Genomic DNA, 11,865 nt, shown 5'->3' with positions numbered 1-11,865 from the left:
GCCGCGTCGGTCGGGTGCGGGGTCACGCAATGTGCGCAAGACGGTCCCTCTCGGGCGCCCGGGGATGGATGCGGCTGCGACGGGTTTCCACGACGCAAGAACCCCTGGCGCTGGGTGCGCTCCGACTGCATACTCGGTTGCACGACTGGCGATGGGGAGCCTCGACCGAAGGAGCACGAGATGGACCAGTACCTGTGGGTTCTGAAGGACAAAGAGCGCGACCTCATCCGCGAGCTCGAGCCGGATCGGCTCGCCGAGCTCGATGAAGACGGTCTGCTGGCGCTGCACAAGCGGATTCGGCGGGCACGCAACAAGCACACGACGAACTATCGCCGCGGCGCTGCCGAGCGGGTTGAGCAGGCGGGCGGCCGAGGTGCCGCCGCCGCAGGGTCGGACAAGGCCAGAGGGCGCGCGTACGTGTTCGAGGAGGCGCTCTCGCTGATCAGCGCAGAGCTCGCTCGAGTGGCGCACGAGGAGGCGGAGGCGCTCAAGGACGAGAGGCTGGCCCGAGCCCGCGAGGGCAAGTGGAGCGGTCCCGGTTCTGACGCACCGCTCGATGAAGGCGTGTCGGGTGGCCGCATGCGGGAGCATCAGCAGACGACCGGCGGTGTGAAGCGAGACGCATCCAGTCGTGCTCAGGGTGCTCGCAGACAGGCGAAGCGCGACTCGCGCTGACCGGGCGTCTTCACAACGGGAGGACGATGGGCGGATGGCGACCGTCGATGATGTCCGAGAGATCGCTCTCGCGCTGCCCGGTGTGACCGAGCGCGTCGGCGGTCACACCGGCGAGCCCTCCTGGCGGCTGCCGAGCGGTCAGATCGCCTGGGTGCGCGGGCCCAGCAAGGTCGATCTGCGGCAGCTCGCAGATCTCGGACTCGTGTGGCCTGAAGGCCCCGTTCTGGGCGTGCGAGTCGCAAGCCTCGAAGAGAAGGAGACGCTGCTGGCGGCAGAGCCCGAGGGTCTGTTCTCGATCCCGCACTTCGACGGGTACCCCGGGGTGTTGGTGCAGCTCGACGCGATGGACCGCGACCGACTGGCTGAGATCATCGCGGATGCGTGGCTCGTGAGGGCTCCTGTGCTCGTGGCGAAGCAGTGGCTCGCCGATCGCGGGTTGGACTGATCAGGCCGCTGTCAGAAACGGTCGAGCGGCGTCGAGGAAGGCGCGAGGATCATCGGCCCACAGCCGGATGCTGTCGACATGGTGCACTCCGCCCTTCGGCGCGAGACCCGGGAGGCGGATCGCGACCAGGCGTTCGAGCTCGATCTCGACGTTGGTCTCATCCTGCATCCGCTCGGCGTACTCCGAGCCGATGACCCGAGGCTGCTTGGGTTCGTCGACCCGGCGGCTGATCGCGACCGACGCGATGTCGTCCCAGCCGATCGGCACGTCGAGCTCGAGTCCGCTGCGCACGCGGACGCCGTCAGGCCCCACGGAGTGCGGCCGCATGAGCATCGCGCACAGCAGGCCGACCATCCACGTGACGCCCCAGATGCCGAGCACCAGCAGTGTGATGCGCACGGTTGGCCACTGGTGCACGATGAGGTCGAGGATCGGGATCTCGACGGCTGAGAGGCCGATGAAGATGAACAGCACCGTGAGCACGGGGCGGTGGTAGCCGATCCCCGTGCCGCCTTTCGGCACTGCGGGACGACGGGCGATCGCACGGGCGATGCTCGAGTAGACGCGAAGCTCGGCGATCCACGCGCGATGCAGGAAGTTGAGGATGCGCGCGATCGGGGTCGGGCTCGGAGCGGTGGTCTGCAGCTGCTCGGTCATGGCGTGTCCTCGGGGGTACCGGTCGCGCGTGCGTCTTCAGGGGCAGGGGCAGGGGCAGGGGCAGGGGTGGGGGCGGAGCTTGCGGCGGTGGTCACGAGGTGCTCGAGATGTGCGGCGACGGCCGACAGGCCTCGATCGACGGCCGCGCGGTCTGCAGGGGCGATCGCCGACAGCAGAGTCTCGTTGAGCTGAGCGTGCTCCTCCTGCATCCGCGCCATCGTCTCGGTGGCGGTGCCGGTCAGCTCGACAAGAACGGCGCGTCGATCGGTCGGGTGCGGGGTGCGGCGCACATGCCCCGTTTTCTCGAGAGCATCGACGAGTCCGGTGATGTTGCGAGGGGTGACCTCGCAGAGCTGCGCCAGCGCCTGCTGCGTCGACGGCCCGGCGTGCTGGAGCACCCAGAGCAGGTGCACGCGGGCTGTCGTGAGGCCGGTGCCGTAGAAGGCACGGGCCATGTCCCTCTGGAAGAGGTCTGCGATCAGCAGCAGGCGGTCGACGAAGAGCGGTTCCATGATTGTGATGGTACTACATAGTTACCTATATTCACTAGTTGCGCACTCTCTCCTCCTTCTCTCTCCCCCCTTTCCGCCTTCGTCGTCCCCCTTCTGTTGCTGGCCGCCACCGGGCCCGCGCCCTGCTCTGCGCTGTATTGGGAGATTGGAATATGGCGTTGATCGGGGGTAAATGCGAGCGGTTTCGGGTCTCGAATGTCGGTGGCTGCGGGTTGACTAGGGGGTATGAACAGCACTGCGGAGCTTCTGGATCGGGTCATCGCTGACCTGGATGCGGTGCTGTCGGATGATGCGCTGGCGGGGCTGAGCGATGCGGAGCGGGTCGCGGTGTTGCAGGGTGCGGGGGCGGCGTTCCGGCGTGCGGAGGCGGTGATCGTGGAGACGGTTGCGACGGCTGACATGGGTGACTTTCCGCATGCGGCGGGGTGTCGGGGTCTGAACGAGTTGTTGCAGCGGACGCTGTTGGTGGATGTGCGGGGTGCGGCCCGGGTCGACAGGGTGGTCGATCTGGTGCGGCGGCCGTTGAGTCTGGCGGGGGAGAGGATGCCGGCGCGGTGGTCGGAGATGCGGTTGGCGCTGTTGGACGGGGTGGTCGGTGTCGCGGGGTTTCTGGCGGCGACGGGCCCGATCGAGAAGGTCTGGGATCGGCTCACGGTCGAGCAGCGGTTGGCGGCCGATGTCGCGTTGGCGGGGTGCGCGCGCGGTCACGGACTCGACGCGGGGGACGACGAAGACCCGGATGCTGATGAGGCCCGGGATGCTGATGAGGATGCGGCTGGTCCGTCGCCGACGGTGCAGGACTTGAAGGGCCTCGCGGAGGATCTCGCGTCGATGTTCGACCCGGATGGTGAGGAACCGAAGGATGAGGATGCGCGTCGTCGTCGGGGGATCACGATCGGCCGGTTGACGGACGGCATGCATGCGATTCGCGGGTACCTGACCCCCGAGGCGGCCGCCCAGTTGCAGCTGATCATGGATGCGTTCCTCAACCCGAAGGGTGACGGCCCGCCGATGCCGGGGGTGTTCTTCGCCCCGAGTGACGGTTCCGGTGGTGACGTGGATTCTCCCGATACCGACTTTTCGGAATCGGATTCGGGTTCGGGTTCGGGTGCGGGTGCGGGTGCGGGTGCTTGCGCAGACGCTGACGTGGAGGCGGATCCGGAGGAGACCGATCCGTTCAACTCCGATCCGCGGTGTGTGCTCGATGACCGTACTGCGGCGCAGAAGCGCCACGACGCCCTGACTGCAGCTCTCGGGATCGCTGCCCGGCACAAGGACATGCCCACTCTCGGTGGCTCATCGCCGGTCGTCGTCGTGACCGTCGACGCGAAAGACCTCGCCACCCACACCGCTCATGCCACCGGTGCGACCGGTGCCGCCGGTGCCGTCTTCGGAGCCGCCGCCTTCGGGAGCGCTGGGGGCGGAGCGAGTGGAGCGAACGGTAACGGTGGGTGGGCGACGATCCCCGGATCCGGCGCCCATGTGCCCGTCTCGCTCGCGGCGCAGATCGCGTGCTCGGGAGCGATCCAGCGGGTACTCATGGATGAAGGCCGCATCATCGGCATCACGACCACCGACCGGATCTTCACCGTGCACCAACGCCGGGCGATCATCGCCCGCGACAAAGCGTGCCTGATCCCGGGATGCCACGTCCCCGCGTCGTGGTGCGAGATCCACCACGTCACCGAACACGCAAAGGGCGGCCCGACGCATACGGATAACGGTGTGCCGTTGTGCTGGTGGCACCACCGATCCCTCGGCACCTCCGGATGGGAGATCCGCATGAACGGGGGCCTCCCGCAGGTGCGCGGACCGGCATGGTGGGACCCTGCACAGCGATGGCGCACACCACGACTCATCCTGCCGGCAGCCGCTCGGGTTCCCCGCACCCCGCTTCGCGTCTGAGCGCGCCCGGATGGAAACGGCGCGCACCCCGGCGGGACATCACGCCGGGTCGAGCCTCAGCACCTCAGGAGATTCGCCGCCCGCGACTTCGTCGACGACGCGGATGCTGCGCGCCAGATCGTCGAGCGCCCCGTCGAGCGTGCCGAAGCGTTCGCGGTCGCTGCACATCGCGGTCAGTGTCACCAGATGCGTCCCGGTGTCCCAGGTGTAGGTGGCGAAAGGCGGTGACGCGGGCGACGGCGGCATCGCCACCACGAGCTTCTCTCCCGTGCCCAGCCAACGGCTCGAGAACGACTGGGTGTCGTCATAGTCCATCGGCATCGACGCCCGAGCGACTCGAACCTGAGGGGTCAGCGCCTGCACGGTGGCCATCGCGACGACCAGCTCCGGATCCGCCTTCCAGGTCCACACGAGCACGCGACCGTCCGCCCGGCGCATCAGCATCGGCGCCGCCTGGCTCATCGCCCACGCTCCGATGCGCGAACCCGGGCGTTCGGTGACGCCGATCGCCGTGTTCACCTGCCCCAGCAGCATCCTTATCGCTGCCTTGCGATGCCGGCGCCCCTTCCAGCCGAGCGAATCGGTGACGGGGATCCACAGTCGGGGGTCGGCGTCGGCAGTCAGTCGCATGGCTCCACGCTAGGGGGTCAGGCTGAGGGATGCCGGTATGCCTCGGCGGCCGGATCAGGCCCCTCGGGTAGAGTGGCCAGCGCCCGATCGGGCTCTTTGACCGCCGTACCGTAAGGCAGAATGTCCTCCTCTACCTCCGATCCGACGAGTGCTCCCGACGTCGCCCCCGACTCCGGGCAGCGTCCGCTTCGCATCCTGATCGGATGCGACACCTTCTGGCCCGACATCAACGGCGCCGCCCGCTTCGCCGAGCGCCTCGCCGCGGGGCTCGTGCAGCGCGGTCATGACGTGCACGTCGTCGCACCGAACCAGGCCTACCGGCGGGCCGCACCGCGCACCGAGGTGATCGAGGGCGAGCCGATGACCCTGCACCGGCTGCCGTCGGTGCGCTGGGCGCCCCACGACTGGCTGCGCTTCGTCTGGCCGTGGCGCGTGAAGCACTACGCCCGCAAGATCTTCGACACCGTGCAGCCCGACGTGGTGCACATCCAGTCTCACATCGTGATCGGTCGGGGTCTCTCTCGCATCGCACACGAGCGCGGCATCCCGGTGATCGCCACAAACCATGTGATGGCCGAGAACATCCTCGACCACACCACCATGCCCAAGTTCGTCGATGACCTCGTGCTGCGCTGGGCATGGGGAGACGCGAAGCGCACCTTCGCCCTGACTCGCGCGATCACCACACCGACGCGCCGCGCCGCCGACTTCCTCGAGCGTACGGTCGAGCTTCAGGGCGTCATCCCGGTCAGCTGCGGCATCGACCGCACGCAGTACACCCCGGTGATCGCCCCTCGCGACAAGAACCGCATCATCTTCGTCGGACGCCTGACCGCCGAGAAGCAGGTCGAGGTGATCCTCGAGGCCATGACGAAGCTCGACCCGGCGCTCGACGCGACCTTCGACATCGTCGGCGGCGGCGACCAGCGCAAGCAGCTCGAGAACCTGGCAGGTCAGCTGGGCCTCGCAGACCGCGTCACCTTCCACGGCCGCACGACGGATGAGCAGCTGCGTGCGCTGCTGTCGCGCGCCTCGGTGTTCACGATCGCGTCGATCGCCGAGCTGCAGTCGATCGCGACCATGGAGGCGATGGCCTCGGCGCTGCCGATCGTCGCAGCGGATGCCGTCGCCCTGCCGCACCTCGTGCACGACGGCGAGAACGGCCACCTGTTCGAGCCGGGCAACGCCGATGCCCTCGCCGCGCGACTGACCGACGTGCTCACTGCATCGCCGGGCGAGTACGCGCGGATGCAGCAGGCATCGCTCGACGGCGTCGCGATCCACGACATCAACCGCACGCTCGACACGTTCGAGGCGCTGTACCGCGACGAGCCGCTTCCCGAGTGACGACGCGCGTCATGCACATCGCCTTCTTCGGGGATCAGCACCTGGACTCGCTCGGCGGAGCCCAGGTGTCGATGCGGTTGCAGCGGGAGTTCCTCGAGCGCGCCGGCCACACGGTGACCGTCGTCGCGCCGAAGATGCACGGGACACGCGCCTCGCGCATCGCCCACCCGTCGAACATCGATCTGCCGTCCGTGCCGATCACCGCCGACCGCGAGTACTCGATGAGCTGGCCCGGACGCGCCACCGACCGTGCGCTCGACCGCGCGATGACGCACCGCCCGCCGGTCGACCTGGTGCACGTGCAGGCCGATTTCTGGGGCGCCTTCATCGGTCACCGGTACGCGGCTCGCCACGGCATCCCCGTGGTCCACACCATGCACAACCGCGTCGACGTCGGAATAGCCGCGGTCACGCCGCTGCACGGACCGGTGCTCCGAGCGCTGAACCTCTGGCGCCGGCGCGCGCTGCGAGGCGTGGCGGACCAGGTGCGGGGGAGTGACGGATGGGCCTTTCTCCGTGGCATCGCGAGTGGCTCATCCGCGGTGACCGCCCCGTCGACGCATTTCGCACGCCGCCTCGAAGAGCACGGAGTCTTCAGCCCCGTCGACGTGGTGTGGAACGGCATCGACGACGACATACGCGAGGCGACGCTCGCCGCCGCACCGACTGAGCGCGCGCCCGGGCGCCCCCGCTTCGTCTGGCTCGGACGCATGAGCCCCGAGAAGCGTCTGCTGCCGTTCCTCGAGGCCTTCGTCGAGTCGGGAGTCGACGCCGACCTCGAGATCATCGGCGGTGGCGCCCAGCGCGCCGCCGCCGAGAAGATCGTCTCTGGCCTGTCGAACGTGCACTTCGCCGGCACGCTCAGCTACGCCGACACCCTCGCCCGCATCGCCGCCGCCGACGCACTCGTGCAGACATCGATCGGCTTCGAGACGCAGGGCATGACGCCGTTCGAGGCGGCCACCCTCGGTACGCCGTCCGTGATCAGCGATCCCGACATCGCGGCAGAGCTCGGCGGCGGACTCTGGGCCGTGCCCGGAGCCGCCGGCACCGAGGAGCAGCGCCGAGCGGGCCTTGTCGAGACGCTGCGCCGCGCGGCATCCGACATCTCCGCCTCAATCGCGCCGCAGCCGATGCGCGAAGTCTCGGAGTCGTTCCGGCAGTCGTCGCGCACCGCGGCGATGATCGAAGTCTACGAGCGCGTGCTCGCGGACTGACCCCCTGGCTCAGAACCCGAGGTAGTAGAACACGTTCGACACCCACGCGACGAGGGTGCCTATGACCGTGCTGCCGCCCACGCCGATGGCGATCGCCGCGAGCAGATGAGGTGCCGGGCGTCGAAGCGCGATGATTCCGAGCAGCAGGCCGGCGCCTGCGCCTGCCAGCACGACCAGGTTCATGAGGTTCGACAGCAGCTCGACGACGCCGAAGCCGACGCTCGCGTACAGGAACGGGGTGACGAGCTGCCAGAGCAGTCCGATCGCCACGGCGCTCGCAGCGACGATCACTGCCGTGCGGCCGAGGCCTCCGGAGCGCGGTGCGCCCTGTCCCGGTGCATGCGGGGGTGCCGCGACTCCATAGGGCTGGCCGGGTTGCGTGTAGGGCTGGCCGGGTTGCGTGTAGGGCTGGCCGGGCTGCGTGTAGGGCTGGCCGGGTTGCGCGTAGGGCTGGCCGGGTTGCGCGTAGGGCTGGCCGGGCTGCTGCGGCCGGTCTGGATGCTGCTGCTCGCTCATCGATTCTCCGGACGATCAGAAGGAAAGGGCGTAGAAGAGATTCGATGCCCACGACACGACGATTCCGACGAGCTGCGACGCGGTGACGCCGATCGCGATGCCCGCGAGGACCTGCGGCCCTGGTCGCCGCACCGACATCAGGCCGAGGACGAGTCCCGCGACGGCGATTATCAGCACGAGCCCGTTGCCGACCGCTCCGAACACACCGATGGCTGAGGGGTCGCCCATCATCCGGTACATGAGTGGATACGACAGTGTGACGAGGAGTCCGATCCCGAGTGAGATCACGGCGAGGAGGAAAGCGATACGACCGAGTCCCGAGCCGCCCGAGGAGGCCGGACGCTGTTGCTCCGGGTACGGCTGCGCCGGAAACGGCTGACCCGCGTACGCCTGCCCGCCGTAGGGCTGGCCACTGTAAGGCGGTGACGGCTGCGACGGCTGCGACGGCTGTGAGGGCTGCGCCGGCTGAGACGGCCGTGAGGGCTGCGACGGCTGAGGCGGCTGGGTCGGATAGTGCGAGCCCGGGTAGTGCGGGGGAGTTCCGGATGGTTGCGCGGGAGGCTGCTGAGGCTCGCTCATGGTCACGAGCGTAGCCGCGTGCGTCGTCGGATGGGGAGATTGCTCACTCCGGGTCAGCGGTAGGCGTGCCCGGCCTCCGCGCGGTCGAGGGCGTCTCTTTCGGCGACGCGTGTCCAGTCGGTGGGAACGTGTCGGTGTCCGTCGCGGCGGAGTTCGATGACAGTGGCGACGACGGCCCACACGGCGAGGGCGATGAGTGCAATGATAATGATCATGGCAGAAACGCTACGATCACTCTTGATCTGCCACGAGTGGCAGAATAGACTCTGCTCGTAGGAAAACTGCCAAACCGGGAGAGAGACATGATGAAGACGGTCGCCTGCATCGTCCAAGACGGATTCGCGCCGTTCGAGTTCGGTCTCGCGTGCGAGGCCTTCGGCCTCGACCGGTCGAACGACGGTGTGCCGAACTTCGACTTCCGGGTCATCGCGCCGCACCCTGGCGTCGTGACGTCGAAACTGGGCTTCTCGATCAACGTCGAGCACGACCTGTCGTTCGCATACGAGGCCGACCTCGTCGTGTTCTCCCCCGTGCCTCGTGAGTACTGGGGCCAGATCGATCCGCTGCTCCTCGATGTCGCCCGAGACGCGGTGGCGAGAGGCGCCTGGGTGCTCACGATCTGCAGTGCCTCGTTCATCCTCGGCGCCGCAGGCGTGCTCGACGGACGCCGCGCGACCACGCACTGGATGTACTCCGAGGTGATGGCTGAGATGTACCCCGAGATCGACATCGACCCCGACGTGCTCTTCGTGCAGGACGACCGGATCATCACGAGCGCCGGCACCGCAGCCGGCATCGACGCCTGCCTGCACCTGCTGCGCATCGAGCTCGGTGCCGAACTCACCAATCGCATCGCCCGTCGCATGGTCGTGCCGCCGCAGCGCGACGGTGGCCAGGCGCAGTTCATCGATCGCCCCATTCCGGTCGCCCAGAACGACTCGCTCGCTGCCGTCGCCGATTGGGCGGTCGAGCACCTGCGCGACGACCTGGGCGTCGATCAGCTCGCGGCCCGCGCTCTCATGTCTCCCCGCACCTTCGCGCGCCGATTCAAGGCCGAATACGGCGCGACTCCCGCGGCCTGGCTCGCGAGACAGCGTGTGCTGCACGCCCAGCGGATGCTCGAGCGCAGCGATCTGTCGCTCGAGCAGATCGCCGACGAGTGCGGCTTCGGATCGGCGGCCGTGCTGCGGCAGAACTTCTCGCGGGTGCTCGGCACCACTCCGACGGCCTACCGCGCGCGCTTCTCGTGTGCGGATGACGCGGAGTCGTCGGCGGCCTGACCGCTCAGCGCTGATCGGCTCAGCCGCCCTGCGACTCGGCTCCGCCGCCCTGCGACTCGGCGGCTCGGCCGCTCAGCGAGAGGCGCGGCCGAGAAGCCCGGCGAGGCGCCATGCGCTCAGTGGTCCCAGTGCCCGGGGCTCGGGAGTGCGCGATAGTCGACGTCGACCCCGTCGGGGGTGACCGAGGCGGTGCAGTACAGCAGCGACTGGGTCGGATAGCCGTGCGGGCGGTTGTCGCGGATGATCGCCCGATCGTCCTCGGGGTCGAGCCGAGCGGAAGAGGCGAGCAGCGTCGTCCATTCGCCTGACCAGTCGAGGCTGTCGCCGGTCGCGCCCAGAGCGCGGAACTCGGGCAGCCATGCAGCGATGCGCGGAGTGTCGAGGTCGTCGAGGTCATCGTGCGCGATCATGTGGATGCCGTCTGTGAGCGACGTCTCGCGCAGGTCCGCGCCGTCCCAACTCAGCACGCGCGCACCCTCGGGGCGTACCTCGAGCAGGTTGAACCCGTGCATGGGCAGAGGGGCGACCGGAGAGCGGCCCATGACCGATTCCAGGGCGAGCGAACCGCGCGACACCGCCACGTCTGCCGCGAGGTCGACGACGTCGGCGCGGTTCAGCAGCACCGCGAGTCGTCGCTCGGCGGGGTTCACCGCGAGCCAGGCGCCGCCCGCTCGCCGGTCGCGGATGCCGGAGACTCCGGGATGCGCCTCAGGCCACCACTCGCCGAGGGCATCCCACTCGCGCTGCGGGTCTTCGTCTCGCACCGCGAGCAACCGCGCGATCTCGCGTCCGGCCACATCGATCACCACGGTGCACACGTGCTTCAGTCTAGAAGCGGCCGAGCAGTCTCGGGCCCGAGGCGGCGGATGCTGGGGCAGAATCGAACCGTGAACATCGTCGTCGGGGTTACGGGTGGCATCGCCGCATACAAGACAGTGCACCTGGTGCGTCTGCTGACCAAGGCGGGACACGATGTGACCGTCGTCCCGACCGAGGACGCACTGCGATTCGTCGGCAACCCGACCTGGGAGGCGCTCAGCCGGCATCCGGTCACGACCAGCGTGCACGACGACGTCGCCCGTGTGCGCCACGTCGCGCTCGGGCAGAACGCCGACCTCGTGGTGGTCGCCCCCGCGACGGCCAACTCGATCGCCAAGATCACCGCGGGCATCGCCGACGATCTGCTCGGCACCACGCTGCTCGCCACCGAGGCGCCGGTGCTGCTCGCGCCCGCCATGCACGCCGAGATGTGGCGCAACGCCGCCACACAGGCGAACATCGCGACGCTGAGATCCCGCGGAGTCCACCTGGTGGGTCCGGCCGACGGCGAGCTCGCCGGGGGTGACAGCGGACCCGGCCGTATGTCAGAACCGGAGCAGATCTTCGAGGCCGCTCTCGCCCTGCTCGCGCCGGGTGATCTCGAGGGGCTTCGGGTGGTCGTCTCGGCGGGCGGCACGCGTGAGCCCATCGACCCGGTGCGGTTCCTCGGCAACCGGTCGAGTGGTCGGCAGGGCATCGCGCTCGCCGCGGATGCCGCCGCGCGCGGGGCGGATGTGACGGTGGTCGCCGCGAACATCTCGACCGATGTGCTCGCCGATGCGCGGCATCCGTCCATCCGGGTCGTCCCGGTCGGAACCGCGGCAGAGCTCGCGGACGTGATGAAGCAGGCAGCGCCGACGGCCGACATCGTGATCATGGCCGCAGCCGTCGCCGATTACCGCCCCGCAACGGTGTCTGAGCACAAGCTCACGAAGGAGCAGGGCGTGCTGACGCATGTCGATCTGGTCGAGAACGAAGACGTGGTCGCTGCGCTCGCCGCATCCCGCGCCGATGGCCGCGCCCCGGAGGGCCAGACGATCGTCGCCTTCGCCGCCGAGACGTCGGAGGATCCTGCGGAGCGCCGGGAACGCGCTCACCGCAAGCGCGAGCGCAAGGGCGTCGACCTGCTCGCCGTCAACCTCGCGAACGCCGAGCACGGGTTCGAGAAGCGAGACAACGCGGTCGAGATCGTAGGAGGGGGTGGCGCGGTCGTGGCATCCGCGTCAGGCTCGAAGCGTGAGGTCGCACGAGCGATCCTGGATGCCGTGCGCAGAATGCGCTAA

The 11,865-nt window shown here is 68.9% G+C and carries 14 protein-coding genes; 7 read left to right on the top strand and 7 right to left on the bottom strand.

The features are described from left to right. Positions 1-180 precede the first annotated feature (180 nt). Positions 181-675 carry a hypothetical protein gene (locus FIV50_RS16285; RefSeq protein ID WP_140038335.1) on the top strand — a complete coding sequence of 165 codons (495 nt, stop codon included), beginning with the start codon at positions 181-183 and terminating at the stop codon, positions 673-675. A gap of 34 nt (positions 676-709) precedes the next feature. Next, entirely contained in the window at positions 710-1,120 is a 411-nt protein-coding gene (locus tag FIV50_RS16280; RefSeq protein WP_140038334.1) for an MmcQ/YjbR family DNA-binding protein, read from the top strand. Here FIV50_RS16280 and FIV50_RS16275 read toward each other — a convergent pair whose 3' ends face one another. Beyond that, a complete protein-coding gene (locus tag FIV50_RS16275) occupies positions 1,121-1,777 on the bottom strand; it encodes a hypothetical protein (protein WP_140038333.1) in 657 nt (218 codons plus the stop codon). It lies immediately after the preceding gene. Next, complete coding sequence (locus FIV50_RS16270) at positions 1,774-2,289, bottom strand: MarR family winged helix-turn-helix transcriptional regulator (protein ID WP_140038332.1); 516 nt, start codon at positions 2,287-2,289, stop codon at positions 1,774-1,776. The genes FIV50_RS16275 and FIV50_RS16270 overlap by 4 nt, the downstream gene beginning before the upstream one ends. A gap of 225 nt (positions 2,290-2,514) precedes the next feature. On the opposite strand from FIV50_RS16270, the gene FIV50_RS16265 reads away from it, so the two are divergent. Then, complete coding sequence (locus FIV50_RS16265) at positions 2,515-4,194, top strand: HNH endonuclease signature motif containing protein (protein ID WP_140038331.1); 1,680 nt, start codon at positions 2,515-2,517, stop codon at positions 4,192-4,194. 39 nt (positions 4,195-4,233) lie between these two features. Here FIV50_RS16265 and FIV50_RS16260 read toward each other — a convergent pair whose 3' ends face one another. Then, on the bottom strand, positions 4,234-4,824 hold the full coding sequence (locus FIV50_RS16260) for a hypothetical protein (RefSeq protein WP_140038330.1): 591 nt from the start codon (positions 4,822-4,824) through the stop codon (positions 4,234-4,236). Between the two features lie 120 nt (positions 4,825-4,944). Between FIV50_RS16260 and FIV50_RS16255 the strand changes: the two genes are divergently transcribed. Together FIV50_RS16255 and FIV50_RS16250 are read left to right on the top strand one after the other, a co-directional pair. Further along, positions 4,945-6,171: a glycosyltransferase gene (locus FIV50_RS16255; protein ID WP_140038329.1), complete on the top strand. Its 1,227-nt coding sequence runs from the start codon at positions 4,945-4,947 to the stop codon at positions 6,169-6,171. Further along, positions 6,168-7,388, top strand: a complete 1,221-nt coding sequence (locus FIV50_RS16250; RefSeq protein ID WP_308810377.1) for a glycosyltransferase — start codon at positions 6,168-6,170, stop codon at positions 7,386-7,388. The genes FIV50_RS16255 and FIV50_RS16250 overlap by 4 nt, the downstream gene beginning before the upstream one ends. A gap of 9 nt (positions 7,389-7,397) precedes the next feature. Here FIV50_RS16250 and FIV50_RS16245 read toward each other — a convergent pair whose 3' ends face one another. Genes FIV50_RS16245 through FIV50_RS17725 form a run of 3 tightly spaced genes read right to left on the bottom strand, consistent with a single transcriptional unit; the run spans position 7,398 to position 8,698 of the window. Next, a complete protein-coding gene (locus tag FIV50_RS16245; protein WP_140038328.1) occupies positions 7,398-7,904 on the bottom strand; it encodes a hypothetical protein in 507 nt (168 codons plus the stop codon). 15 nt (positions 7,905-7,919) lie between these two features. Beyond that, positions 7,920-8,483: a hypothetical protein gene (locus FIV50_RS17730; RefSeq protein ID WP_181164255.1), complete on the bottom strand. Its 564-nt coding sequence runs from the start codon at positions 8,481-8,483 to the stop codon at positions 7,920-7,922. Between the two features lie 53 nt (positions 8,484-8,536). Then, positions 8,537-8,698 carry a hypothetical protein gene (locus FIV50_RS17725; protein WP_181164254.1) on the bottom strand — a complete coding sequence of 54 codons (162 nt, stop codon included), beginning with the start codon at positions 8,696-8,698 and terminating at the stop codon, positions 8,537-8,539. A gap of 90 nt (positions 8,699-8,788) precedes the next feature. Here FIV50_RS17725 and FIV50_RS16235 point away from each other — a divergent pair, with 90 nt between their 5' ends. Continuing rightward, positions 8,789-9,763, top strand: a complete 975-nt coding sequence (locus FIV50_RS16235; RefSeq protein WP_181164386.1) for a GlxA family transcriptional regulator — start codon at positions 8,789-8,791, stop codon at positions 9,761-9,763. A gap of 116 nt (positions 9,764-9,879) precedes the next feature. Here FIV50_RS16235 and FIV50_RS16230 read toward each other — a convergent pair whose 3' ends face one another. Further along, complete coding sequence (locus tag FIV50_RS16230) at positions 9,880-10,581, bottom strand: NRDE family protein (RefSeq protein ID WP_140038326.1); 702 nt, start codon at positions 10,579-10,581, stop codon at positions 9,880-9,882. Between the two features lie 69 nt (positions 10,582-10,650). Here FIV50_RS16230 and coaBC point away from each other — a divergent pair, with 69 nt between their 5' ends. Continuing rightward, positions 10,651-11,865: a bifunctional phosphopantothenoylcysteine decarboxylase/phosphopantothenate--cysteine ligase CoaBC gene (coaBC, locus tag FIV50_RS16225; RefSeq protein ID WP_140038325.1), complete on the top strand. Its 1,215-nt coding sequence runs from the start codon at positions 10,651-10,653 to the stop codon at positions 11,863-11,865.

The sequence above is a fragment of the Microbacterium foliorum genome (genome assembly GCF_006385575.1).
Classification (GTDB): domain Bacteria; phylum Actinomycetota; class Actinomycetes; order Actinomycetales; family Microbacteriaceae; genus Microbacterium; species Microbacterium foliorum_B.
This window is presented reverse-complemented; position numbering and strand designations above follow the sequence as displayed.

What these genes read in the sequence shown, in the direction of transcription:
- FIV50_RS16285 (WP_140038335.1), top strand. Translation starts at nt 181, where the DNA reads ATGGACCAGTACCTGTGGGTTCTGAAGGACAAAGAGCGCGACCTCATC.
- FIV50_RS17730 (WP_181164255.1), bottom strand. Translation starts at nt 8,483, where the DNA reads ATGAGCGAGCCTCAGCAGCCTCCCGCGCAACCATCCGGAACTCCCCCG.
- FIV50_RS16265 (WP_140038331.1), top strand. Translation starts at nt 2,515, where the DNA reads ATGAACAGCACTGCGGAGCTTCTGGATCGGGTCATCGCTGACCTGGAT.
- FIV50_RS17725 (WP_181164254.1), bottom strand. Translation starts at nt 8,698, where the DNA reads ATGATCATTATCATTGCACTCATCGCCCTCGCCGTGTGGGCCGTCGTC.
- FIV50_RS16235 (WP_181164386.1), top strand. Translation starts at nt 8,789, where the DNA reads ATGAAGACGGTCGCCTGCATCGTCCAAGACGGATTCGCGCCGTTCGAG.
- FIV50_RS16275 (WP_140038333.1), bottom strand. Translation starts at nt 1,777, where the DNA reads ATGACCGAGCAGCTGCAGACCACCGCTCCGAGCCCGACCCCGATCGCG.
- FIV50_RS16245 (WP_140038328.1), bottom strand. Translation starts at nt 7,904, where the DNA reads ATGAGCGAGCAGCAGCATCCAGACCGGCCGCAGCAGCCCGGCCAGCCC.
- FIV50_RS16280 (WP_140038334.1), top strand. Translation starts at nt 710, where the DNA reads ATGGCGACCGTCGATGATGTCCGAGAGATCGCTCTCGCGCTGCCCGGT.
- FIV50_RS16270 (WP_140038332.1), bottom strand. Translation starts at nt 2,289, where the DNA reads ATGGAACCGCTCTTCGTCGACCGCCTGCTGCTGATCGCAGACCTCTTC.
- FIV50_RS16260 (WP_140038330.1), bottom strand. Translation starts at nt 4,824, where the DNA reads ATGCGACTGACTGCCGACGCCGACCCCCGACTGTGGATCCCCGTCACC.
- FIV50_RS16255 (WP_140038329.1), top strand. Translation starts at nt 4,945, where the DNA reads ATGTCCTCCTCTACCTCCGATCCGACGAGTGCTCCCGACGTCGCCCCC.